This is a genomic window from Methylobacterium sp. WL64 (assembly GCF_008039945.1).
In the GTDB taxonomy this organism is placed as follows: Bacteria; Pseudomonadota; Alphaproteobacteria; order Rhizobiales; family Beijerinckiaceae; genus Methylobacterium.
Map to the genome: position 1 here is coordinate 25,735 of NZ_VRVA01000036.1, position 23,106 is coordinate 48,840.

Consider the following 23,106-nt stretch of genomic DNA (forward strand, 5'->3'; position numbering starts at 1 on the left):
GCGATCAGCGCCGCACGAGTGCCAGGGCGAGGTCGTCTCTCCGCCACCTCCATCGGTCAGTGACTGACAGCCAGCGATCGGCAGCAATTCGTCCCCTGCCGCGGTGAATCTTCAGCTCCGATCCAGCCTCATTCATCCGGCGATCAGCGGAGCTTCATGATGACCCAGCCCCTTCATCCGGCCCCGGCCGTCCTCGACCGTGCCCGTGGCGCCCTCCTCGGTCTCGCGATCGGTGACGCGCTCGGCACTACCCTCGAATTCAGCCGGCGCGACTTCCTCCCTCACCACACCGAAATGATCGGCGGTGGCCCCTTCGATCTCAAGCCCGGTTGCTGGACCGACGACACCTCGATGGCGCTGGCCCTCGCTGACAGCCTTCTTCATGACCCCGACTTTGATCCAGCTGACCTGATGACGCGCTTCGTCTCCTGGTTCCGCAAGGGCGCCTACTCCTCCACCAATTCCTGTTTCGACATCGGTATGACAACGGAGCGGGCACTCAAAATTTTTGAGCGTACGGATGAGCTATATGCTGGTTCTATCGACCCGGACGATGCCGGCAACGGCTCCCTGATGCGGCTCGCCCCCGTCGCCCTCGTCGCTCTCAATCACAGCGGCGAAGCCGAACGGATCGCTGAGGCACAAAGCCGGACCACGCACGGCGCGCCCGAAGCGGTCGAGGCCTGCAGCTACTTCGTCCAGCTCCTCCGCGAGGCGATCCTCGGCCAACCGGACGTGCTCCGCCCACGCCCCTGGATCGGCGCCGAGACCGACGGTCTCCGCCCCCAGCACTTCATCAGCGGCATCGACGACGATATCACCCCGCTATCTCGCACCGGTGAAGCAGCCATCGATGCGATCGCCCGTGGGTCCTGGTGCGGCAAAACGCGGGACCAAATCCGCTCCTCGGGCTACGTGATCCATACGCTCGAAGCCGCTCTCTGGGCCGTCGGCACAACTTCATCCTTCGAAGAAGCTTATCCTCGCCGTCAATCTCGGTGACGACGCCGACACAGTCGGGGCGGTCACGGGGCAACTCGCCGGTGCCCTATACGGCGCCTCCGCCATTCCCGAGCGCTGGCTTCATCCCCTCGCTTGGCGTGAGCGCATCACCCAACTCGCCGACGCGCTCATCAAAACACGGACGTCACCGCCTTCCTAGCGCCGCCATGCCTCCGGCGGCTGCGCAAAGGCTCGGCCGGACCGCCTTTCTCCTGTTGGAGGACGCCTTCATGCTTGGCAACGTCGTCGATCACCGCAGCGACCGCACCTGCCCGGAAATCGACGCGGTGTTCGAGCCGTCCAGCCACGACAACGCTCAGCGGCCGGACGGCACATTCTATTTCGATATGGCGGAAGTCGAAAAAGCACCTAACGGGTTCCACGTCACCGAGCTTTACGACACCACAATCCGTGAGGCGGTACTCCGCGCGGAACGGAAATGGACCTTCGCAGTGACCGTTTACCTATATGACAAGGGCCGGCGAACGCTCGGTTGAGCCTACGTTCAAGCTGGACCACTCTCGGCCTTCGAAGCAATCACCTTCGGTGACGATGCCGACACTGTCGGTGCGGTCACGGGGCAGCTCGCCGGCGCCCTCTACGGCGCTTCCGCCATCCCCGAACGCTGGCTTCATCCCCTCGCCTGGCGCGACGCCATCATTGCGCAGGCGATCAGCTCATCGCCATCAATACCCCATACTCCAGATGGAGCTAAAACTCGCTATGACCGCGACGCCCACCACTCCCCTCTCTGACAGCGCCCCGCAGCTGCCGAGCGTGGGCATCTTCTGGGGAATACCAGACGGTACCTCCCCAATCCGCATGCTTGTGATCGATTCAACTCCGCTCAATGCCGCCGAGCCCTACGGAGCGGCCCTGACCCACCCGCGTGGGCACTACGACGTTTGGGAGGCGTGGCAGGCTGTGGGCGTCGCTAAGCTCAAACGGCGCGGCCTACCTGCCGCTATTGCCTACAGCGAGTACGAGCAGCACCCACGTGGGCGCATCGTCTACGATACCGCCACCCAGGTTTTCACAATCTATGCCGACCGGCGCCTACAAGCACCGGAGTTCATCCAACAAATCGTCACTGCCTTTGGGATAACAGGGGCGCAGTTCGTTGTACGCAGTGACAGCCATTACCGCAGCTAAATTTAACCGCGCAGATTGCGGTCCAACCCCGCCGATCTCGCCGTCCCTGTCGGCTGGTTTCGACCCTACTCGGTCATAGAAGCAAGCCAATGGAGGCCTTGAAAGCAGACGTTGCAGCTGGACGCGCGCTGCGAACGCATGCTCTCGGATTCCCGCTTCCCGCGCTCGTGAGGCCGCCCGTTCAATCCACAGTCTGCATCTGGACGACGCCGCCGAGTTCACCGGGCTTGCCCGAGACCACCACGAGGTAGCGCCGGCTCGCGCCGGCATCCGTGCGGGTGATCTGGCGGATCGGGCCGATCGCGTTGACGATGGCCGCGCCGGCCGGGTTGGTCATGAAGGCGGCGAGCGGCTCCAGGCCTGCGGCCCCCTTCGGATCGGCGGCCAGCGCCAGCACGAACGGCATCTTCGAGGGCAGTCCCGTTACCGCGGCCTGCAGCGTCTGCAACACGCCCTGGTCGAACAGGGTGACCTGCGTCGCCGGCTTGCCATCGGTACCCGCGAGCGTCAGCGCGCTGGTCTTGCCGGCTGCGCCCAGCGCTTGGAGGTTTTGCATTCCGTCGCCCTCCGGCACGGCGTTCGGGACGTAGGCGACGCCCTGCGGACCCTGCCCGATCGGCACCTCGGCGATCACCGTGTTCGACGCGGTGTCGATCACCGCCGCCTTGTCGGCGTTCTCCAGGCCGACATAGACGCGGCTGCCGTCGCCCGAGGGCCAGAGCCCGTGCGGTAGGGCGCCGGTCGGAATGGTGGCGACCTGGGTGAAGTCGTCGGTGCGAAACACCTTGACCTGGTTCAGGCCGCCGATCGTCACGTAGGCGAACTGGCCGGCCTTGGTCGAGACGATGTTGACGTGGTTGGTGATCGGCCCGGTCTCGATCGTCTTCAGCGGCGCGAATGGCGGCGTCGCAGAGAACACCTGGGTCCGGCCGACATCCTTGAGGGTGAACCACACCTGCTTGCCGTCCGGTGTTGCGGCGATGTCGGGGCAGAACGGGCTCTCCTGCTTCACCCGCCCGACGATGGAGTGGGTCTTCGTGTCGATCACCACCGTCTCGGGGCTGAAGCTGGAGCAGACATAGCCGTAGGCGCCGTCCGGCGAGAAGATCGTCATGCCGGGCCCGTTCGGCACGGTGATTCGGCGCGTCTCCTTGGCGGTCGCGGCATCGAGCACGGCGATGTAGTCCTCGCCGCGCACGCTCACCCAGACCTCTCGGCCGTCCGGCGTGAAGAAGGCCTCGTGCGGCGCGCGGCCGACATAGGCGGTGTGGCGGACCGTGTTGGTCGCCGTGTCGATGAAGCTCACGGAGTTCGAGCCGATCGAGACCGCGAGCAGCGTCCTGTGGTCGGGCGAGAAGCCCATGCCGTGGACGAGGAGCTGGCCGCGATAGAGCGGGCTCAGGTTCATCGGCGTCGGGTCGCCGAGCCGGATCACGCCGAGCAGGACGTTGGCGGCGGGATCGACCACCGAGACCGTGTTGGAGAACTGGTCCGACGTATAGAACCGGTCCCTGCCGCTGACCGGCACGTCCGGTGCAAAGGCTGCACCCGGGGCCTGCCCGGCGAGAGCCGAGCCGGAGAGCATCGCGAGCGCGAGGAGGGTGAGGGCGGTCTTCATCGGCAGATCTCCGAAGGCATCTCGGCGGCAGGGGCCGTGCCATGGTGGTGAAGGTGGGTGGCTGCGGCAGACGAATCCGGCGCGGGAGGGAGATCGGCGAGCGCCCGGCGCATCACCGCGATCTCCTGGCCCTGTTCGACGATGATCCCCTGCGCGAGGCGGCGCAGGACCGGATCCTTGCCGTAGAGCAGCTCTGCCTGGGCCATCGCGATCGCGCCCGCGTGGTGCGGGATCATCATCGCAGCGAAGTCGCGGTCCGGATCGCCCGAGGGCGGGACCATCATGTCGGCATGCATCCGCGTCATCGACTGCGCCATCATCGCGTCGAAGGACGCGGAGACGATGGCCGGCGGCTCGGCGGCGGCCAGCGTCGGGGGCATCATCATCCGGCCGCCGACGAGGCCGCCGGCCATCACGGCGGCCGTGAGCGCAAATCCCAGTGCTCCGCGCATGGGCCGTCCTCCTCGTTCGTTGTCGATGGGAGAGATGCCGGGGAAACGGCTTTATTCCCTGGCCGGGGACGAATTGGTGGCCCTGCCGATGTGATCGATCTTTTCCAAATGTCAGTGGAATAGACGCGCCCGTTCGGCATCTCTCCCGATGCGGTCATGGTAGACCGCCGGAGACCTCACTCATGCGCACCATGCTGATCCGCGCCGCCTTTGCGGCCTTCGCCTTCTCCGCCGTCGCCGCCCAGGCCGCTGCGCCTGCGATAACGGCCGAGACTGCCAAGGGGCCGGCGCTCGTCGATTCCAAGAGCATGACCCTCTACACCTTCGACAAGGACATGGGCGGCAAGTCGATGTGCAACGGCCCCTGCGCCGCCAACTGGCCGGCACTGATGGCCGCCTCCGGCTCGGCTGCTAGTGGCGACTGGACGATGGTGACGCGGGACGACGGCACGATGCAGTGGGCCCACAAGGGCAAGCCGCTCTACACCTTCGCCAAGGATACGAAGCCCGGCGACATCACCGGCGACGGATTCCTCAACGGTGCATGGCACATCGCCAAGCCCTAATCGGTAAAGCCTCGTGGACGAGATCGCCGCCCTCATCGAACCGCAGATCCCAGCGTTGCGGCGCTACGCAGTCGCACTGTTGCGGGACCGCGAAGCGGCGGACGACCTCGTCCAGGACACTTTGGAGCGGGCGTTGTCCGCCTGGTCCGGACGTCGCCGCGACGGCGACCTGCGAGCCTGGCTGTTCACGATCGAGCGCAACCTGTTCCTTGGCACTGTTCGACGCCGGGGCCGGCGCGGCATCGATGTCGGCGCTGAGGCTTTGGAGCAGGTGCCCGATCCGGGTGCCGACCCCGAGGCCGCTATGGGGGCACGCGACGTGCTCACCGGGCTCGACACCCTGCCCGAGGAGCAGCGCTCGGTGCTGCTCCTCGTCGCGGTCGAGGATCTGTCTTATGCCGAGGCGGCCCAGGTGCTCGGGGTACCGCTCGGCACGGTGATGTCGCGGTTGAGCCGGGCCCGGACGCGGATGCGCGGTTTTCTGGAAACTGGCCGGACCGGACTCTTGAGGAGGGTGAAATGAGCGGGGATCCGCGCCCGGTCGGCGAGGACGACCTCCACGGCCTGATCGACGGTCGTCTCGAACCGGAGCGGCAGGCGCTGGTCGAGGCATGGCTCAGGGGAAACCCCGCGCGGGCGGCGGAGGTCTCGGCGGATCGCGCCCTACGCGAGCGCTTGCGTGCCCGCCTCGCGCCGATCGCCGAGGAGGCGATTCCGGCGCGGCTCCGGGTGGCCAACATCCGCTCGCGACATCGCCCGATAACCTACCGCTGGCTTCCGGTCGCGGCTGCGGCCGTGCTCTGCCTCGCGGTCGGCGGCGCCGCCGGCTGGTTCGGCCATGCCGCGCGGCAGGTACCCACGGTCACGCTCGCGCGAACCGAGCCAGCGACCGACGACGCGGTGGCGGCCTTCCGCACCTACGTGGTCGAGGCGGTGCATCCGGTGGAGGTGCGCGCCGACGAGAAGCCGCACCTTGTTACGTGGCTCTCGAAGCGCCTCGGCCGGGCGGTGACCACCCCCGACCTTACGGCGTACGGCTTCCGCCTGATGGGCGGCCGGCTGCTGCCGGCGGGTTCCGAATCCGCCGCGATGCTGATGTACGATGACGACCACGGCACCCGGCTGACACTCTACAGCCGCGTAGGCGATGCGGATGGCCGCACGGTGTTCCGCTTCGCCCGCGAGGGCGACATCGCCGCCTTCTCCTGGGTCGATGGCGGCATGTCCTACGTCGTCACGGGTCGCACCGACGAGGCGCGGCTGTTGATCGTCGCGCAGTCGGTCGACGCGCAAGTCCGTGGACTGCCGGTTCCGCAGCGGCAACCATGACCCTCGACCAACTCCGCATCTTTGTGGCGGTGGCCGAGCGACAGCACGTGACGCGGGCCGCCGAAGCGCTGAACCTCGTCCAGTCGGCGGTCAGCACGGCGATCGCCAACATCGAGGGGCGACACGCCACCAAGCTCTTTCACCGGGTCGGCCGCGGGATCGAGCTGACTGAGGCGGGGCGCATATTTCTCGTCGAGGCCCGCGCCGTGCTCGCCCGGGCCGAGGCCGCCGAACTGGTGCTCGCCGACCTCAGCGGCCTGCGGCGCGGGACGCTGGCGCTCTACGCCAGCCAGACCATCGCCAGCGACTGGCTGCCTCGCCACCTCGTCGCCTTCCGCCGGGCCTACCCTGAGATCGCTATCCGGTTGGCGGTGGGCAACACCACCGACGCCGCCGACGCGGTGCGCGCCGGGCAGGCCGAACTCGGCTTCGTCGAGGGGGCGCTCGACGACCCGACGCTTGCGAGCACCACCATCGCGCAGGACCAACTGGTCCTCGTGGTCGCCCCTGGCCATGCCTTCGCCGGGGCGACCGACCTCGAACCCGAAAATCTCGCCGGGGCCGACTGGGTGCTGCGCGAGGCGGGATCGGGAACCCGCTCGGCCTTCGAGGCGGCCCTGGGTGCGGCCGGCCTCGCAGCCGCCCAGCTTCGGGTCACGCTCGAACTGCCCTCTAACGAGGCGGTGCGCGCCGCCGTCGAGGCCGGGGGCGGGGCCGCCGTCCTGTCCGAGACCGTGGTCGCCGCCGCGCTTCGGACCGGAACCCTGGTGCGGGCGGCGTTCGCCCTGCCGAGCCGGCCGTTCCGGGTGCTGCGCCACAAGGAGCGCTACCGCAGCCGGGCCGCCGACGCGTTGCTCGACCTGATCGCGACGGCGGATGCCGGATGAGCGATCCTGCGAAACCCGTGCACCCCGACGATCCCCGGGTGAGGCTCGCCGAGGACCGGACGGTTCTGGCAGCCGAGCGTACGTTCGTGGCGTGGCTTCGCACCGGGCTCGCCTTCCTCGGCGTCGGCCTGGCCGCGCAGCGCTTCCTGCGGGAGGTGCTGGCGGTCTGGCCGCTGAAGGTGCTGTCGCTCACGTTGATCGCCTGCGCGCTTGCCTCGTTCGCCGGCGCCGCATGGCGGGACCGGGCGATCCGGGCGCGTCTCGCCGATGCCGAGATCCCGATGATGCCGCGCATCCTCACCGTCGGGATCGTGGCCTTGCTGATCGCGATCTCGGGCCTTGCGGCCACCGCCCTGCTCTGGGCGTGACGGTCAGGCCACAGTGACCCGTACCCGGTGCCAGGCGGCGCTGAGGTAGCCCTTGTAGTTCCAGGTGTCGTCGGGCGCGGCCGGCTGGGTCTGGCCGGCGGAGTCCCAGGCCCGCACCGCGAGTTCGTGCTCGCCCGCGGTCAGCTCGCGGTCGATCTCCCAGAACGTCCAGGCGTAGGGCGCGTCGGCATCGCGGTCGATCCGGGCCTGCGCCCAGCTGCGGCCGCCATCCGTCGAGACGTCGACGCGGGCGACCGCGCGATCGCTGGCGATGGCGTAGCCGCGGATCGCGTGCCGGCCGGGCTTCAACGCTGCGCCGCGGGCGGGCTCGCAGATCGCGCTGTTGAGCGGCATCGCCTCGATGGTGATGCCGTGGGCGGGGTCCGCGGTCTCGGCGGTCACGTCGGGCGGAAACAGCTTGTAGTCGTCGGCCTGCATCGGGTTGTCGGAGGGGTGGTCCTGCACCGTGATGCGGGCGAGCCATTTCGGGCTGCGGATGCCGGCAAATCCCGGCACCACCACGCGCAACGGATAGCCGTGCTCGGGGGCGAGAGGCTCGCCGTTCATCGCGAAGGCGAGCAGCGTCTCGGGCGCCAGCGCCTTGGCGAGCGGGATCGAGGCGCCGAAGCGTATGTCCGACCCCGCGATACGGTCGTGGCTCTCGAAGGCGACGTGGCGCGGACTGCCCGCATCGATCCCGGCGGCGTGCAGGACGTCGGCGAGCCGCACCCCAGTCCATTCCGCGTTGCCGATGGCGCCGGCCGCCCACGGGTCGCCGGCGACCGGGGCCACCGCCAGCATGTCGGCCCGGCGGTTGCCGGCGCATTGCATCACCGCCGTGACGGTGACGTGCGCGAAGCGTGCCTTCAGATCGGCGACGGACAATTCGAGGGGCGTCGCGATCATCCCGTCGACAGTCAGGCGGTAGCCGTCGGCGTCGAGGTCCGGGATGTCGCCGTGGCTGCGGACGTAGAAGTCGGCCTGGTCGGTGAGGAAGGCCGCCCGCAGGCGATCGAGCGGCGGCTCGGCATTGTAGGGCGCCTCGCCGTGCACGATGAGGCGGTCCTTGCGCTGGAACAGGCCGAGCATGGGGTTTTTGTCCTGCGTTCGTGACGTATCGACGACGAGAACGCGCCGGGGGCGATAAGGCCCCCGGCGCGCGTCGCCTCAGGGCTTCATCGTCGAGACCACCGCGTTCTTCGCCCGGTCCACTACGGCGACGCTGAGGTCGCGGTTGAGGACGTAGGCATGGGCGTTGTCGGCCGAGAACGCGATCGCCTGGCGCGGCTCGTTCAGGCCGGTCACCGTGGCGACGACCTTGAGGGTGCCGGTGTCGATCACCGAGAGCGAGTTGTCCTTCAGGTTGCCCGAATAGACGAAGCGCCCGTCCGGGGTCAGTGCGGCGCCGTAGGGGTCCTTGCCCACTTCCACTTCGGAGGTGACCTTATGGGCGGCGACATCGACCACGCCGATGGTATTACGGCCGCTGTTGGCGGCAAAAAGCGTCTTGCCGTCCTTGGTGATCGAGATGGCGCGCAGCTTGTCGAACCCGGCGATCTCACCGGTGATCTTGTTGGTGGCGGTATCGACCAACGTGATCTTGTCGCCAAGGAAGTTCGTGACGAACACGGTCTTGCCGTCAGGCGACAGCTTCACGCCCTGGCGCGGCTGCGCGAAGCCGGGGATCACGGCCTCGGCGAGCATGGTCCTGGTGTCGAACACGGTCAGCGTGCTCGCGGCCTCGTTGTTGACGTAGAGCTTGGCCCCGTCGGCCGAGAGCACCGTGCCGAACGCGCCGGGGCCGGCGGCGAGAACGCCGGCTTCCTTGCCGGTGGCGGTCTCATAGACCGTGATCCGGCCGGTGCCACTGTCGGAGACGTAGAAGCGGGCGCCGTCCGGCGCGAAAACGATGTTGCGCGGCGTGACGAAGCCGTCGAGGCGGCGCAGCACCGTGCCCTTGGCGACGTCGTAGACGATGACGGCGCTCTCCTCGCTGTTCGACACAGCGGCGACGGTCCCAGCGGCGTTCAGCGCCAGGGCGTTGTTCTTGATCGCGCCGTCGAAGCCAGCGGCGGACCCGGGCTGGCCCTGGGCGAGGAGCAAGGCGGCTCCGGCGAGGAGGGCGCGGAGGCTGGTGCGGACGTGGGTCATGAAGCGTGTCTCTCTGGCATGCGCGCTCGTTCGGCGGCCGGGGCCTGCCGTGAGGGCTGGTTCTAATTCGGATTGCGTGATGCGAGACCGGTTTGGCCGTGCATCGCCCTGGGGAGATGCCGGAGGGCGCGGTCTATTCCCCGAGGCCGGCGAAAAAAACGCGGCGGCCTCGGGATTCGGGGGTTCAGGGCGTCGGCTTCAACGCCGTGAGGTAGTCGACGATGGTCTGCACGTCGGCCGGATCGACCGGCGCCTTGTAGACGTGAACCATCTTGTTCACGGTCTCGGTCCACTGCGCCTTCGTGAGCTTGGGCTGGGTCAGCACCATCCCGGCCGAGTGGCAGGCGAGGCAGTTGTTGTTGACCGCCTCGGCCCCCGGCCCGTCCGGGAAGATCCGGTCGGAAGTCGGGAATTCGATCGATTGCGAGGTGAAGCGCATCGGCTCGGGAGCCGAAGCGGCGAACGCCACCAGGGGAGACAGTATGAGGGCGGCGATGAGGGCCGCAGGGCGGATCGGGTTCATGGCTGTTCTCCTCAAGCGGCCTGGAAGGACACGGCCTCGATGCCGTTCTGCATGAAGCCGGCCCCGTTCCAGACCCGGTCCAGGGGCTGCGCGACGCCGTTGGTGTTGGTGCAGCGGACCCTGACCGTGTGGCTGCCGGCAGCCAATGCCGGCAAGCTGCCGTCGAAGCGGCGGAAGCTGTAGGGGCCTTCGTCCGCGCCGAGCTGCGCCGGGAACCACGTCGCGCCGCCGTCGCCTGAGAAGTCCACCGCCTTCACCCCGCAATCGCCGCCGAAGGCGATGCCGCGCAACGCCACCGGCGTTCCGGCCGCCACCTTGGCGCCATCGGTCAGGTTGGTGACGAACGAGCGCGGCACCATCCTGTTGATCGGCACCGTCTTGAAGCCGGTCTGACCGGGCTTGATGTTAGCGCCCGGCACGTCAGGAATGCGGTAAGCGGTCTTCATCCAGTACCCGTCGTCGGGCTTGTCCAGCACTTCGATGTCGGACAGCATCTTGACCCAGTAGGTCGAGTACCAGCCCGGCACCACGAGCCGGAGCGGGAAACCATTGAGCAGCGGCAATTGCTCGCCGTTCATCGCGTAGGCGATCATCACCTCACCATTGTTGGCGTGCTTGAGATCGAGCGACTTCTTGAAGTCGGGCGCGTCGTCGACCACCGGCTCGTCGAGGCCGTTGAAGCGCACCTGCACGGCACCGGCCTTCACCCCGGCCTTTTCGAGCACGTCCCTGAGGCGCACGCCGGTCCAGCGGGCGTTGCCCATCGAACCGTTTGCCCATTGCGCGCCGGTCACCCGCGGCTCGAACAACCCGCGCGAATTGCCCGAGCACTGGTTCACTGCGGCGATCTCGAAGCGCGGCAGGCCGGCGATGGCGTCGAGCGAGAGCGAGAGCTCCTTCTCGACATGGCCGTGGACCTTGAGCCGGAAGGTGCCGGCATCGACTTCGGTCGGGATCGAGGCCCAGTGCCAGCGGACGTAGAAGCGGTCGTTGGGGGTGAATACACCCTCGTCGAACACCGAGAACGGCGTCTCCAGTAGCGGCGGATGAGTGCGCTGGAGGATCATCTCGGCCTTGCCCGGAAAGGCCGTGGTCAGCGCCCGCTCGTCCGGGCCGCCGGGCAGCGGAAGCTTCACCGAGCCCGCCGCCCAGGCCGGTATGGCGGCGCCGAGGCTTCCGAGCCCTAGGCCACCCAGGACGAGGCGGCGGTTCATCGGTCTGTCCAGTCCGTGCATGGTCTCTCCCCTTGAAGGATGTCGGCGTCGATGCGTTCGAAGGCATCGGACCCGTGGCGATTCCTCGCGACCAGGGAGATGCTACGGGATACGATTTATTCCCACCAACGGTCTTTCGCGATACGAATGATCTCCAAACGCGATGATTTGAGAAGTTTCGATCTCCAATGGGACGATCAAGGACGCCGTCTCGGCGTCACGCCGCCGGCGCGCCGACGGGCGCGGTCCTGCGACACCCGAACAGGGCGTGACGCTCGGAAAAACCGCGCAAGGCGACGGTGCCGAGCGGTTCAAGGGCATGTGCCAACCCGTCGATGAAGGTGTCGGTGGCGATCAGCGGCGTGTTGTAGGTCTTGCACAGGCGCTCGACGCGGGCGAGCACGTTGAGATCGCGGCCGATCGCCGTGAAATCGACCCGGTCGCCGCCGCCGATATTGCCGTAGGCGACCTCCCCGACATGAAGTGCGACGCCGACCTCGAAGGCAGCCCTGTCACCGTTGCGCAGGGTCGCAAGCGCATCAAGCGCGGCCTCGGCGGCACGCAAGGCGGCACTGCGCGCCTCGGCCTCGTCGCGATCGGCATCGAACACGGCCAGTAGCCCGTCGCCGATGTACTTCAGCACCTCGCCGCCTTCCGCCTCGACGGCCGGCACGATGGCATCGAACATCCGGTTGAGGGCGGCCACGACACGGTCGGGGCTTTGCCGGTCGGACAGTTCGCCGAACCCGCGCAGGTCGGTCAGCATCATCGCGGCCCGCATCAAGCGTACGTCGCCGCGCCGCACCGTGCCGGTCAGGATTTGCCGCGCCGGGTCGCGTCCGACATAGGCGCTCAGCACCGCGCCTAGCATGTCGTCGAGCGCCTTGATCTCGAACAGCAGCGAGAACGGCTCGACCAGCGCCAGCAACGTGCAGATCTCGATCGGCGTGAAGCCGCCCGGTCTCGCCGTGGCCCAGGAGGCGGCGCCCATGCGTCCACGCGCGGCGCGCAGCGGCACGATGAGGTAGTCGGTTAGACCCTCGGTGCGAAGCTCGCCGAGCACGGGAAACGGCAGCGGCCCATCCCCGTCGAGACGGCATCGGAACGGGGTACGGGTCTCGACTACGCGCTCGACGGTGTTGCCGTGGAACGTCGGCGTACTCTCGATGCCGTGGCGGCGACGCAAGGCTAGGCTCGACGCTCCTGGATGCCAGACGCGCATTACCCAGCGGAACGACGGATGCAGGGTCGGCGCGTGGGTGGTGGCGCGGGCCAGTGGCAGGCCAAGCCCCGAGAGGCACGCACTGAACCCGTCGAGAAGGGCTGCCGCGTCCGCCGCTTCGCGACCCGGCCCCATCAACCATCCCGTCCCCTGCGCGACCGCCTCGGACGAAGATTGGGACGAACGTGTCACGGCAGTTCTTTCATCAAGGAGTTGGATCGATGCCATAGCGCGGATCAGACGAGGCCGAGCACGCGGATCAGGCCGAGGCTGACGGCGCCGAGGGCGAGGAGCGAGGCGACCACCGCGAGGGTCACCCGCGCCCCGGCCTTGGCGACGCTGCGCACGTCGACCCCGAGGCCGAGCGCCGCCATCGAGACCACGGTCAGCACGTTGGCGGTCTCCGACATCGGCGCGAGCGCAACCGGCGGGATCAGGCCCGTCGAGCGAAGGCCCGCGAGCGCAAGGAAGGCGAGGATGAACCACGGCACCAGGCGGTGGATCGCGAGGCCGCCGCGGGCCGGGCGGTCGCCCGCGGTGACGCCGGGGGCGGCCTCGTCGGTCTCCTCGCGCAGCCGGCTCGCGCCGAGCGAGAGCACCAGGACGATCGGGCCTAGCATCAGCACCCGGACGAGCTTCACCAGGGTTCCGACCTGGACGCTGAGCGCCGCGACCGGCGCGGTGGCGGCGAGCACCTGCGGCACGGCGTAGACGGTAAGGCCGGCGAGCACGCCGTACTGCATCGGCGACAGGCCGAGCAGCGGCACCAGCAGCGGCAGGCCGAGCACCACCAGCACGCCTAGCACCGCAGTGAAGGCAATGGAGGCGGCGACGTCCTCGCCGTCTGCGCCGATCACCGGTGCCGTGGCGGCGATCGCCGAGTTGCCGCAGATCGAGTTCCCGCAGGCCACGAGGATCGCCATGCGCGGATGCAGCCCGAGCGCTCGGCCGATGCCGTAACTCGACAGGATCGCGACCACGACGACGCCCGCGATGCCGAAAAGCAGACCCGGACCGGCGGCGAGGATCGTCGTGAGGCTGAGCGAGGCCCCGAGTAGAACGACCGCGATCTCCAGTACGGTCTTGGCCCCGAAGGCGATGCCGGGAAAGAAACGTTGCGACGGGGTCCAGGCGGTGCGGATCGCGCTCCCGAGCAGGATCGCCAGCACCAGGGCTTCGAGCCAGGCGCGACCGAACAGATGCGCCTCGACGGCCTCGAAGCCGACCGCTGCGGCGGTGACCGCCATACAGAGACCCAGTCCCGGAAGGATGGCTCTCGTGCCGGCCAAGGCACGCATTGACCGAGCGTGGGAGAAAAGTCTGGGCGCGGACATGGGTGGCTCCGATGTGATGCCGGAGAATCCCATGTTCTTTTCATTCACTCCAACGGAATGATTAGATGCTTCCCATCACTGAAATAGATGAAATAAGTGCCCCTTCGCAGATCACGGAGACCCATTGTGAGAGGCCGACAGGCGGATTCACCCGTCGATCCAGTGGGCCTTGATCGTCGTGTCCGCGGCAAGCTCATAGATCCTGACGGAGCCCGTCGCGAGTTCGAGGTGCTCGACCTCCGCCGGGCTGAGGTCTTCGAGCGCCATCACAAGCGCCCGCAGGCAATTGCCGTAGGCGACGACGAGCACGTCTCCGCCCATGACCGCCGGCTGGATGGTTCGGAGGTAGCATGGCACGATACGGGAGACGGTATCGCGCAGGCTCTCACCGTTCGGCGGCGCCTCTGCGTAGGAGCGGCGCCAGGTCTCGATCCGCTCCGCCCCCCAGCGCGCATCGGCGGCGATCTTGTCGAGCCCGCTGAGGTCCCCGTAGTCTCGCTCGTCGAGCGCGGCGAAGCTTTGGGGGACCAATCCGGGTTGCCCGAGCGCATCGAGGATAAGCCGGCCGCTCACGACGGCCCGCGTTAGCGTCGAGGTGAAGGCAGCGGAAAAGCGCCAGTTGCACTCTGCCAAACGCCGGCCGGCTGCCTCGGCTTCCCTCCGGCCCTGCTCGGTCAAGGGCGAGTCCAGCAATCCCGTGAACAGGCCGGATCGGTTGGCTACGCTCTGGCCATGCCGGACCAGCACGAGATGTCGCGTGACCGGGGCTTTGCAATCGTGAATCACCCTGTCTCCCGAGGCAGAGCACTTTCGTGCTGGTCGCATCGCCTCTGATGATGTCGGCATCCGACTTTAACGAACTTCGACCCTGCGATGGGTTGGACCGTCCATCCGGAGACGGCGGGTCATCCTAGGTCCGCTTATGAACGTCTTGCGACTGAAAGCAGCCAAGCTGCTTCCCACCCATGTCGGCCGTTCCCGAATTTGGCCATCGACACCGCCAGCAAGATCCCTCCCCCATGCGTGAAGCTTTGCCTGTCCGCCGCTTTGCGGCTTCGTCTCAGGCAGGCTCATGGTCGATCCCTACTCGCGCATTACCGACACGATCCTTCGTCAGATCGAGATCACCGAACCTGGTTCCTGGGTCTGCCCCTGGCACCGTGCCCGCGGCGGCCTGCCCTGTAATGCTCTGACCGGCCGGACCTACCGCGGCATCAACATCGTCGCGCTTTGGAGCGGCGGTCAATCCGCGGGCTTTGTCGATTCCCGCTGGGCGACGTACCGCCAGTGGTCCGAACTCGGGGCCCAGGTTCGCAAGGGCGAGCGCGGCACCGCCGTGCTTTTCTACCGGGATTTGCCCGGTGCTTCCGAGGATGGCGAAAACGGAGACCGTCGCTTCGTCGCCCGCATCTCCGCCGTGTTCAACGCCGAGCAGGTTGAAGGCGCACCCGAGTTTCCAGAAAGGCCCCTGACGCCAATCGACCCGATCCCGGTGTTCGACCGTTTCGTCACGGCAACCGGTGCCCACGTCCGCCGGGGTGCATCCGCTGCCTACCTTCCCATCCGCGACGAGATTCGGATGCCGGATCGGGTGCTATTCCATTCGGCAGAGGGCTTCTGTGCGACTCTTGCTCACGAACTCATCCATTGGACCGGTGCTCCGCATCGCCTCGACAGACGGCTCAACACCCGCTTCGCCACTCGTAGCTACGCTGCCGAAGAACTTGTAGCCGAACTCGGTGCTGCCTTCGTCCTGGCTGGCCTGGGCTTGGCTCCCGAGCCGCATATCAACCACTCCGCCTACATGGCCGGCTGGCTGCCACTCGTCCGCGACGATCCCCGGGCGCTCATCACCGCCGCCTCGCTCGCCTCCAGGGCCACGCAATTCCTCGAGGCCTTCTCGCAGCAAGTGATTGGTTCCGAGATCGCGGCATGACCGACGATCACCCCGATGGTGACATCCCGTATTCGAATAATGAAGACGGTCGAAACGTGCGTCGCCCGACGCGGCGGCGGCTCCTGCCGCTGCACGCCCTAGCGTCGTCTTAGCCTGCGAGCACCATTCCCGCGGCGAGGGACGCCCTACTCCCAGATCCGACCCCGCAGCTCTTCGCGTAGTTCGAGGCGCTGGCGGCTGCCCGCGAGTGAGCGCTCATCAGTATCGATCGCCTGAAAGCTACGATAGTCGTTCGAATGGCCTACCTCCGATTGCGCTCGCCGACGTCGCCCGCGGCACTGGCCCTGTTCGCCGCTGAGGCCGCGAGATCAATTGACCTATAATACCAAGCGGCGCTGATCTCGACCGTTGGCCGGGATCAGCGCGTCCGGCGGACCACCGCCGGCCCGCAGTCGCTGGTTCAACTGGCAATTAGTGAGCCTGATCGCCAGTTGATATTACGCTGAGGCTGCGCGCGCGGAGGCTCAAGCGCCAGCTGCACCTGTGGCCGAGGATCGGGGACGCAGAGGTGGAAATGCCTTGGGTGGCGGATGCCATCCATCACTTGGCGAGTGTCGATCGAACTGTCCCGGCAGTGGGGCCGTGCTCTTAACGCAGCCGTCGCCAACCTTCGCTCCGCCCGATTTGGATCACCTCGGTCACAACCCTAGACGGGTGTCCACGAGGGTGGTACACAAAGGGCATTGTAGGCGTCCATTAAGTCATTGTTTTTGCTTGCTTAACAGCGCTGTGGGGACACTCCCTCCGTCTCCGCCAGATTTCATTTTCTAGCCAGCCATTGAGCTGGCGTTTTGACAAACGTCGAATTTCCTCGGTCGTGGCGGCACTTTGCGCAGGCTGCATATTCGAGCTGAGTGGCTGAGACGCACTCGGACGTATTAGCGGGCCGTTCTCGCGCCGCCGTCTCCCTTCAGCCTGGCGCCAGTACCACCGTCTCAGCCTGCGCCCCAGGCAGATCACCCGCCAGCAGTCTCCGCGCCCGCACACAGCCTCGTCGCGTTTGTGCTGATGACTGCACGAACGCGTCGAGACCCCGTAGGGCCTCGTTCTTCTCGATCGCATCAGACGATGATGTGAGGGAGCGGACTGTTCGAGCGAGTCGACTGACCGGGCGGCTCAGGTCATAGCCAAGCTCGCTCGCTGCTCGGCCCAGTCCAATGGCAGGCGGGTGTCCCGCATCAGCCGAGCCGCGTTCAGCTCGGGCGGGTGATTGCCCGCGATCAATCGAGCCGTAATGTCAGGCGCGAGGTAGCTGAGCCGCAGCAGTCGCGTGGTATAGGAGCGCGTCAGTCCCTCGGCCCGCGCCACCTCGTCAATCAACATCGGCGTGTCGCCCGTTAGCCGCTGGCGGATGCGATGCGCTCGGCCTAGCAGCCGTCCCAGGCTCGCATCCGGATCGGGACCCGCCGCCTCGCCCGGAAGCATCAGCCGCATCTCCATACCGACACGCTTCAGCCCCACCGACACCGCCAGCCGCAGCGGCAACTCGGCTGCGGTCAAGCCATCTGTCTCCTCTTGCTTGTCCAAGCCGAGCCGATGCAGCAGGGCAGCGCTATCGATCGCGATCTCGATCCGCCCGGCGTGCACGTCGATGCGGGTAAGGACGGCCTGTAGGAGCCGTCGCTGTTGCGGCTGCGCTAGCTTCGGCCACTCCGCCGCTAGCCGCGTGGCGGCCACCACCATCGCGTGCTGCTCGGGAGCGGATCGCCCGCGCGCGAGATCCTGCAACGCGCTCGCGTCCGTAAGCAGCACGCGCAGGCGCTCCGTCACCACCGCCTCAAGCTTGGCCGCCGGGACGCGCTGACCAGCGAGCTTCGGCCCGTCACCGGCCGCCGCGATAGTCACATCCGCCTCGCTCACGTCGTGTGGCTTGTCCCTATCAGCACCAGCCGCGGCGGTGATCAAGCGTCGCGAGACGTAGTAGCGGTAGCGCACCCCGCGCTTGTTGGTGTGCGTCGGCGTCAGCCGCTAGCCAGCGGCGTCGTAGACCAGCCCGGCCAGCAGGCTCGGCGCCTCCGCCCGCACACCTTCGTCGCGCTCAACCCGGTTCAGCGCCAGGATCGCCTGCGCCTCGGCAAACAGCTCCACATCGACAATGGCCACGTGCTCGCCGGGGTAGGCCTCGCCCTTGTGCACCACCTCACCGCGGTAGAGCCGGTTGGCCAGCATTGCGTACAGTGCGCCCCGCCCGAGCGGCTGGCCGCCGAAGTTACCGCCATCTACCGCGCGTCGCGCCTTGCTGTGGATGCCCGCTTGCGCGAGCTCGGCCGCCAGTAGCCGCACCGAGCGCAGGCAACAGTAGCGGCGGAAGATCAGCCGCACCGTCTCCGCCTCAGCGGCGTTCACGACGAGCTTGCGCTCGGCGACGTCGTAGCCGAGCGGCGGCAGGCCGCCCATCCACATGCCCTTGCGCTTGGAGGCGGCGATCTTGTCGCGGATGCGCTCGCCGGTGACCTCGCGCTCGAACTGGGCGAAGGACAGCAGCACGTTCAGCGTCAGCCGACCCATGCTGCTGGTGGTGTTGAAGGCCTGGGTCACCGACACGAACGAGGCGCCGCGTCGGTCGAGCACTTCCACGATCTTGGCGAAGTCCGACAACGCGCGGGTGAGGCGGTCGACCTTGTAGACCACGACCACATCGATCTTGCCCGCCGCGACATCGGCGAGCAGGCGTTTGAGGGCGGGCCGCTCCATGGTGCCACCGGAGTACCCGCCATCATCGTAGAGGGCAGGTAGGAGCTGCCAGCCCTCGTGGCGCTGGCTAGCAACGTAGGCCACGCAAGCTTCGCGCTGAGCATCAAGCGAGTTGAAGGTCTGCTCTAGGCCCTCCTCGCTGGATTTTCGGGTGTAGACCGCGCAGCGCAGTCGCGGTTGAGAGCTGCGGGCGGGAACGGTCGGCTTCGGCTTAGCCATGACGTGCGGCTCCTCTGGTCCCGATCAGGCCGAAGAAGCGTGGCCCGGACCAGTGTGCGCCAGTGATGGTGCTGGCGACCTGGCTGAGCGAACGGTAACGCTGACCTTCATGCTCGAAACCGTCGAGGGTGACGGTGACAACGTGGGTGCGCCCGCCCCACTCGCGCACGAGCCGCGCACCCGGCGAGAGCGTGACTGGCCGAGACGCGGGAGCTGACGCGTCGGAGCATAATGGATCTGCATTCACCGCCATCTCTGCCAGGGCGCGCAGGCGGCGCTGGGTAGCTTTGGTCAGACCGCCGTGGGTGAGTTCCTGGGCGCGGTGAGCCAGGGCGCGCACGAGCAGGTCGCGGCTGAGCAGCGGGGGCGAAGCGCGAAAGAGGCGGCGCCACTCAGCGCGCAGCTCGACCGTGCTGAGGCCCGGCAAGGCAGCCAAGGTTGCGACGAGGTCGCTGCTCATCAAGCGGCCTCCTCAGTGATGGTAGCGATCTCACCGGCGGGCGGCGCTACGGTATCGTTGGCATGCGCCTCGTCGGCAGCGATGCGGTAGCGGGTCGGCGCGCCCGTTGTGCGTACCGTGCTGAGAGCGTAGCCGCGCTTGCGCAGCCCGGTGAGCGCGGCGCGGGTGGTGTGTGGCAGCCAGCCGAGGGCACCAACGAGCTCGTCGATGCCCGCGCCGTCCGGGCGAGCGAGCATGGCGACGAGGCGATCGAGCTTCGAGCCAGCACGTGGGGAGCGGACCGTGGACAGCTCGGGCTTCGTGACCGTCCGCACCTCGAGAGTGACAGGAGCCAGGTAGGTGAAGCTGGCCTCCGACAAAACGGGAGCGGCGGACCGACGTCCCGAACTATCCTCTGCAACGCTGTCGGTGACCAAACCGCGGCGGCGCAGGGCCTGAAGGGCAGAGCGGTAGGTCGGCGGCTTGATGTCCTCAGGCCGGGTGAGCTGGTGTCCGGGATGGCTGACGGCGGCGGTGAGGATGAGGTGCTGGATCGGGCTGAGCGTGTCGGACTTGGACTTGCGGGACATGGCATGATCCGGTTTCAGCGACAGCGTAGCGCTGTCACTGAGCAGACCCCGCGAGTGGCTATGGGCCAGCGGGGTCGGACCGGGCTGCGGATCATCAGCCTGTCACGCCCAGAGCAATGCGTGCTTCGCCGGCACAGTCCAGGGCAGGTCCAGCACCTCATTGATTGAGCTCGGCTCAACTGGCAGCAATCCACTGCTCACATGCTGACGGAAGCTGTTGACCCCTTACAGAAGTCGAAAAGGCCCGCTTGCAGGCAGTCTACCAAAATATGGATCGTATCTGGGCGGAAGAAAACTACGGCGTGCTCAGCCGGACTTGGTGCTGGTAGCGGCGGGTTAGCGTTCATCTAAAGTTCGCGTCCTGCGGATGCGCGTGGACGGAGCGAATGATGCGTTCGGATAGGCCGCGACGTCGGCGGGCTCGGAGCGAACGAACGTTGTGGAAGTCTTCGACAGGGTCGACGCGAACTTCGGCACCCATCTGGCGGCGCTCGACGGTTTTGGGGCAGCGCGCCTCGAAGGCATGCTTCGAGGCGCGCTGCCGCGAAACATCTTCATCCCGGATCGGCATTACCCACCGTTGTCGAGCGGTGATCTTCACCGCAACATGACCGAAAGGCGCTCCGGACGCCTGGACTGCCACTGCTTCTCGGAACAGAACCACAGCTTGCCGTCTCGAACAACGAACCGCGCCCGGCCAGAATTGTCGAGATCGATGTGTACAACTAGGTTGCCCGGCGCTACGAGACGGCCGTTACCCTCGACACTGACGAACATGTAACGGTCCACGGCGGCGAGGACGATTACGCCGCGGAGATGATGCGCGATCGAAATTTTTTTCCTCGATCTCAGCAACCAATTCGCCGTCTGCCGAACTCCGAGGCTCGGGTCGCACGGAGCCTTCGGGCTCCAGCGTCGCACGCAATCCACGCTCCACCGCCCCGTCGAACTAGGGCAACTGCCGCCGGGCCTCAAGAACAATGCCGATCCGGCCTTTCGAGCCGAATTCCGCGACATCAGCTCACACGTCCGCGCCCGGAGGCGAAAAGGGGTTCCAGTTCGGGGGTCTAACCCCGGATCATCCGACGTCTGGGAGGAAATACCACCTGCTCAAGAGCCCGGATAGCATCGGATTGTGCACCCGTACAAATGGCTGCATCGGTATTTATTCTTGAATTTTTTACTGCACGTTGACATGGTGCGGGACCGGATGGGACGAATTATGTCGGCTGCGAAACACCCTCGGGTCCACTCTCGCCCGCAGCAGAGTCCCCCTGCGCCCGAAGAGGCGGGCTACGTTTGCTGGTCGCGAATGCAGGCCGAAGCGGGCCAACTGCTTGACGCGATCATCACCCGGAAGGAGTTGGAGCGTCGGGCGGGCAACGGCCTGTTCCTGTGGGGCGTAGGCAATGCACCGTCGATCGCCGTCAGGCCTCTTGCCCTCCTGAAGAAGCCGGTCCGGGTGATCTTCTCGGCAATGAAGACGAAGCCCAAGCTGGTCGATCTGACGCCCAAGCGGACCATCGTCTGGTGTCGCTACGTCGACGAGAATGGGATCGAGCGGCCGCTCCCGGCAAACGCACTCGTCACCAGCCGAGGAGACAGCGCGGCCGGCGCGAAAAGCCGTCACTATGCCCTCATGTGCCTGTCAGAGAGGCCGCTCGTCCTCGAACGTGGCGTTCCCTTCGACCACTTGGCCTACCGGAACGCCGGCGGCGCAGGTGCTCCAGTAGGCGCTTCCCAGGTCACAGCTCTCCTCAAGCAAGTCGCCGAGCCCGCGAGCACTGCGTCCTACGAGGCCAACGTAGTCGCGTGGCTCACGGATGGGTACTGGGTTCGCCTGTCGGACCCGCGCGAGCTTGGCGCGAAGGCGATCGCCGAACTAAGTGGTTTCGACGGCGATACTGACCAGTGGCTGGATCTCGTCGAGCGGCTGCGCGGGCGTAAGGGATCCCGGTCCAGGCTTGGAAACCAAGAAGAGCTTCTCTTCTAGGCTCGCCCCAGCTTCCTGTTAAACCACTACCGACTACTATGGAGCGCAGAGGCGCGTTGGATCTCGAAAGCTCAAAACTACGGCGCAGACTGCGCGAAGCCGGGCTCAGCGATCAGGTCATCGACGCTGCGTGGCCATCTTGGTGGAGCGACGATCTGGCCGCGGACCCTTCTGGGCAGGCGGAACTGCGTTTCGCGCTTGCCCGCAAGCTCGGGGTGTCGCCGCGCGGCCTGATCGGTGAACGCGTCGAATTCATCTGGAACGACGAAGCGAGGTTCAAGCACCTCTCCACGGAGGACGCGGCCCAGCGCGCGGCACTGACCTCGTTCGGCGTGACGATCGGCAGGTCCCTCATCCGTGGAACTCCTTCGCCGACGCCCTTGGACGGCTTCGACGCCCACCTCATCCGGAATGCAGTGCTGGCGAACCAGAACTACGTCGATCTGGGCGGGCTTTTGGCCCTCTGCTGGGGCGTCGGCATTCCCGTCATCCATCTGCGCGTCTTCCCACTCGATACGAAGTCGATGCATGCGATGGTCGTCAGGGTCGAGGACCGCTACGCGATCCTCCTGGGACGAGACGCTGGTTATCCAGCGCCGGTAGCGTTCACACTTGCACACGAGCTCGGCCATCTGGTGCTCGGTCACCTCAGGGACACGCCAGCCCTCGTCGATCTGAAGGATCCCGCCACGGCACCCGACCGGGACGACCAGGAGGTCGAAGCGGACGAGTTTGCCCTCTCGCTTCTTACCGGTCGGCCCGATCCCGAGATCGCGACTGGAAACGGGTCGTTCAACGCGCCCTCCCTTGCCAATGCGGTGACGAAGGCCGCGCCTCGATATCGTATCGAACCCGGAACGCTGGCGCTTTGCGTCGCCCACCGCACCGGTGCCTGGTCGAGGGCCATGGCGGCGCTGAAGTTCATTTATGGCGAACCCAAGCAGGTCTGGCGCGAAGTCAATGATATTGCAGCGGAGCAGATTGACTGGGAGCAGGTTGGATCCGAGAGCGGCGATTATCTGCAGAACGTGATGGGCACGCGTGCCTGAGGCGATCCTCCTCGACAACGACGTTGTGCTCAAGGTCTGCGTCTACCGGTGCCACGAACAGCTGATGGCAACCTTGACGGCGGAAGGGCAACCGCCAGCAATGCTTCGTCTAGGCCGCTACGCCCTTCGTTCGCGTTTGTCGAAGCCCGGCAGGGTCGCGGACCGCGAAGGAGCAGCCTCGATCTTCGAGGGGCTTCTGGAGCGCTTCATGCAGATCGATCGTGCGCATCCGGCGAAGGCCGCCTTGTTTGGAGGTTTATCGGCGTCCAGCTTTTCGGTGATCTGATCCGGCATCGGTGCTGGCATCGGTGCTGGAGATGCTCGGATGGACGATGCGACCTACGTCC

At 66.8% G+C, this 23,106-nt stretch carries 26 protein-coding genes and 1 pseudogene; 13 read left to right on the forward strand and 14 right to left on the reverse strand.

What is annotated here, in order from left to right:
- Positions 1 to 159: 159 nt before the first annotated feature.
- The 4 genes and pseudogenes from FV242_RS16580 (at position 160) to FV242_RS16595 (ending at position 2,154) form a co-directional block, all read left to right on the forward strand.
- Positions 160 to 1,162: pseudogene (locus FV242_RS16580) on the forward strand (ADP-ribosylglycohydrolase family protein).
- 70 nt (positions 1,163 to 1,232) lie between these two features.
- Positions 1,233 to 1,499: a hypothetical protein gene (locus tag FV242_RS16585; protein WP_147939699.1), complete on the forward strand. Its 267-nt coding sequence runs from the start codon at positions 1,233 to 1,235 to the stop codon at positions 1,497 to 1,499.
- 39 nt (positions 1,500 to 1,538) lie between these two features.
- The gene (locus tag FV242_RS16590) at positions 1,539 to 1,757 is read left to right on the forward strand and encodes an ADP-ribosylglycohydrolase family protein (RefSeq protein WP_246692741.1); all 219 of its coding nucleotides are present in this window, start codon (positions 1,539 to 1,541) and stop codon (positions 1,755 to 1,757) included.
- On the forward strand, positions 1,726 to 2,154 hold the full coding sequence (locus FV242_RS16595) for a hypothetical protein (RefSeq protein ID WP_147939700.1): 429 nt from the start codon (positions 1,726 to 1,728) through the stop codon (positions 2,152 to 2,154). The genes FV242_RS16590 and FV242_RS16595 overlap by 32 nt, the downstream gene beginning before the upstream one ends.
- 181 nt (positions 2,155 to 2,335) lie before the next feature.
- Here the strand turns inward: FV242_RS16595 and FV242_RS16600 are convergent, their stop codons facing one another.
- The gene (locus FV242_RS16600; RefSeq protein WP_056217678.1) at positions 2,336 to 3,772 is read right to left on the reverse strand and encodes a YncE family protein; all 1,437 of its coding nucleotides are present in this window, start codon (positions 3,770 to 3,772) and stop codon (positions 2,336 to 2,338) included.
- Positions 3,769 to 4,224 carry a DUF305 domain-containing protein gene (locus FV242_RS16605; protein ID WP_056160290.1) on the reverse strand — a complete coding sequence of 152 codons (456 nt, stop codon included), beginning with the start codon at positions 4,222 to 4,224 and terminating at the stop codon, positions 3,769 to 3,771. The genes FV242_RS16600 and FV242_RS16605 overlap by 4 nt, the downstream gene beginning before the upstream one ends.
- 182 nt (positions 4,225 to 4,406) lie before the next feature.
- Between FV242_RS16605 and FV242_RS16610 the strand changes: the two genes are divergently transcribed.
- From FV242_RS16610 to FV242_RS16630, 5 genes are read left to right on the forward strand one after another with little or no spacing between them, the layout of a single operon-like run.
- Positions 4,407 to 4,790 (forward strand): hypothetical protein, encoded by a 384-nt coding sequence (locus FV242_RS16610; protein WP_056160287.1) that lies wholly within the window; start codon positions 4,407 to 4,409, stop codon positions 4,788 to 4,790.
- A 13-nt stretch (positions 4,791 to 4,803) separates the two neighbouring features.
- Entirely contained in the window at positions 4,804 to 5,313 is a 510-nt protein-coding gene (locus FV242_RS16615) for an RNA polymerase sigma factor (RefSeq protein WP_056217681.1), read from the forward strand.
- On the forward strand, positions 5,310 to 6,119 hold the full coding sequence (locus tag FV242_RS16620) for an anti-sigma factor (RefSeq protein WP_056160280.1): 810 nt from the start codon (positions 5,310 to 5,312) through the stop codon (positions 6,117 to 6,119). Before FV242_RS16615 ends, FV242_RS16620 begins: the two co-directional genes overlap by 4 nt.
- Positions 6,116 to 7,006 (forward strand): LysR family transcriptional regulator, encoded by an 891-nt coding sequence (locus FV242_RS16625; protein WP_056217684.1) that lies wholly within the window; start codon positions 6,116 to 6,118, stop codon positions 7,004 to 7,006. Before FV242_RS16620 ends, FV242_RS16625 begins: the two co-directional genes overlap by 4 nt.
- Positions 7,003 to 7,374 (forward strand): YidH family protein, encoded by a 372-nt coding sequence (locus FV242_RS16630; protein ID WP_056160273.1) that lies wholly within the window; start codon positions 7,003 to 7,005, stop codon positions 7,372 to 7,374. Before FV242_RS16625 ends, FV242_RS16630 begins: the two co-directional genes overlap by 4 nt.
- A gap of 3 nt (positions 7,375 to 7,377) precedes the next feature.
- Here the strand turns inward: FV242_RS16630 and FV242_RS16635 are convergent, their stop codons facing one another.
- The 7 genes from FV242_RS16635 to FV242_RS16665 form a co-directional block, all read right to left on the reverse strand.
- On the reverse strand, positions 7,378 to 8,463 hold the full coding sequence (locus tag FV242_RS16635) for a sulfite oxidase (protein WP_056160270.1): 1,086 nt from the start codon (positions 8,461 to 8,463) through the stop codon (positions 7,378 to 7,380).
- Positions 8,464 to 8,541: 78 nt separating this feature from the next.
- Positions 8,542 to 9,525 (reverse strand): beta-propeller fold lactonase family protein, encoded by a 984-nt coding sequence (locus tag FV242_RS16640; RefSeq protein ID WP_056160267.1) that lies wholly within the window; start codon positions 9,523 to 9,525, stop codon positions 8,542 to 8,544.
- Between the two features lie 184 nt (positions 9,526 to 9,709).
- Positions 9,710 to 10,048 carry a cytochrome c gene (locus FV242_RS16645; protein WP_056160265.1) on the reverse strand — a complete coding sequence of 113 codons (339 nt, stop codon included), beginning with the start codon at positions 10,046 to 10,048 and terminating at the stop codon, positions 9,710 to 9,712.
- Positions 10,049 to 10,059: 11 nt separating this feature from the next.
- A complete protein-coding gene (locus tag FV242_RS16650; protein ID WP_056217685.1) occupies positions 10,060 to 11,283 on the reverse strand; it encodes a molybdopterin-dependent oxidoreductase in 1,224 nt (407 codons plus the stop codon).
- Between the two features lie 196 nt (positions 11,284 to 11,479).
- Entirely contained in the window at positions 11,480 to 12,676 is a 1,197-nt protein-coding gene (locus FV242_RS16655; protein ID WP_244477976.1) for an adenylate/guanylate cyclase domain-containing protein, read from the reverse strand.
- A gap of 44 nt (positions 12,677 to 12,720) precedes the next feature.
- Complete coding sequence (locus FV242_RS16660) at positions 12,721 to 13,818, reverse strand: YeiH family protein (RefSeq protein ID WP_200913232.1); 1,098 nt, start codon at positions 13,816 to 13,818, stop codon at positions 12,721 to 12,723.
- Positions 13,819 to 13,965: 147 nt separating this feature from the next.
- Entirely contained in the window at positions 13,966 to 14,604 is a 639-nt protein-coding gene (locus tag FV242_RS16665; protein ID WP_056278302.1) for a 2,3-bisphosphoglycerate-dependent phosphoglycerate mutase, read from the reverse strand.
- 286 nt (positions 14,605 to 14,890) lie between these two features.
- Here FV242_RS16665 and FV242_RS16670 point away from each other — a divergent pair, with 286 nt between their 5' ends.
- Complete coding sequence (locus FV242_RS16670) at positions 14,891 to 15,754, forward strand: ArdC family protein (protein ID WP_147939701.1); 864 nt, start codon at positions 14,891 to 14,893, stop codon at positions 15,752 to 15,754.
- A 1,137-nt stretch (positions 15,755 to 16,891) separates the two neighbouring features.
- Here the strand turns inward: FV242_RS16670 and FV242_RS35520 are convergent.
- The 5 genes from FV242_RS35520 to FV242_RS16690 all read right to left on the reverse strand — a co-directional run bounded on the left by FV242_RS35520 (position 16,892) and on the right by FV242_RS16690 (position 20,318).
- Positions 16,892 to 17,710 (reverse strand): hypothetical protein, encoded by an 819-nt coding sequence (locus FV242_RS35520; protein WP_246692738.1) that lies wholly within the window; start codon positions 17,708 to 17,710, stop codon positions 16,892 to 16,894.
- Between the two features lie 33 nt (positions 17,711 to 17,743).
- Complete coding sequence (locus FV242_RS35525; RefSeq protein WP_246692739.1) at positions 17,744 to 18,688, reverse strand: recombinase family protein; 945 nt, start codon at positions 18,686 to 18,688, stop codon at positions 17,744 to 17,746.
- Positions 18,681 to 19,148, reverse strand: a complete 468-nt coding sequence (locus FV242_RS16680; RefSeq protein WP_147939702.1) for a DUF2924 domain-containing protein — start codon at positions 19,146 to 19,148, stop codon at positions 18,681 to 18,683. Before FV242_RS16680 ends, FV242_RS35525 begins: the two co-directional genes overlap by 8 nt.
- Complete coding sequence (locus FV242_RS16685; RefSeq protein WP_147939703.1) at positions 19,148 to 19,717, reverse strand: DUF3489 domain-containing protein; 570 nt, start codon at positions 19,715 to 19,717, stop codon at positions 19,148 to 19,150. The genes FV242_RS16680 and FV242_RS16685 overlap by 1 nt, the downstream gene beginning before the upstream one ends.
- Before the next feature lie 343 nt (positions 19,718 to 20,060).
- Positions 20,061 to 20,318: a hypothetical protein gene (locus FV242_RS16690; RefSeq protein WP_147939704.1), complete on the reverse strand. Its 258-nt coding sequence runs from the start codon at positions 20,316 to 20,318 to the stop codon at positions 20,061 to 20,063.
- A gap of 711 nt (positions 20,319 to 21,029) precedes the next feature.
- Between FV242_RS16690 and FV242_RS16695 the strand changes: the two genes are divergently transcribed.
- The 3 genes from FV242_RS16695 to FV242_RS16705 are packed head-to-tail and all read left to right on the forward strand — an operon-like array spanning position 21,030 to position 23,045.
- The gene (locus FV242_RS16695; RefSeq protein ID WP_147939705.1) at positions 21,030 to 21,710 is read left to right on the forward strand and encodes a hypothetical protein; all 681 of its coding nucleotides are present in this window, start codon (positions 21,030 to 21,032) and stop codon (positions 21,708 to 21,710) included.
- A gap of 56 nt (positions 21,711 to 21,766) precedes the next feature.
- The gene (locus FV242_RS16700) at positions 21,767 to 22,759 is read left to right on the forward strand and encodes an ImmA/IrrE family metallo-endopeptidase (protein ID WP_246692740.1); all 993 of its coding nucleotides are present in this window, start codon (positions 21,767 to 21,769) and stop codon (positions 22,757 to 22,759) included.
- Positions 22,752 to 23,045: a hypothetical protein gene (locus FV242_RS16705; RefSeq protein WP_147939706.1), complete on the forward strand. Its 294-nt coding sequence runs from the start codon at positions 22,752 to 22,754 to the stop codon at positions 23,043 to 23,045. The genes FV242_RS16700 and FV242_RS16705 overlap by 8 nt, the downstream gene beginning before the upstream one ends.
- Positions 23,046 to 23,106 lie beyond the last annotated feature (61 nt).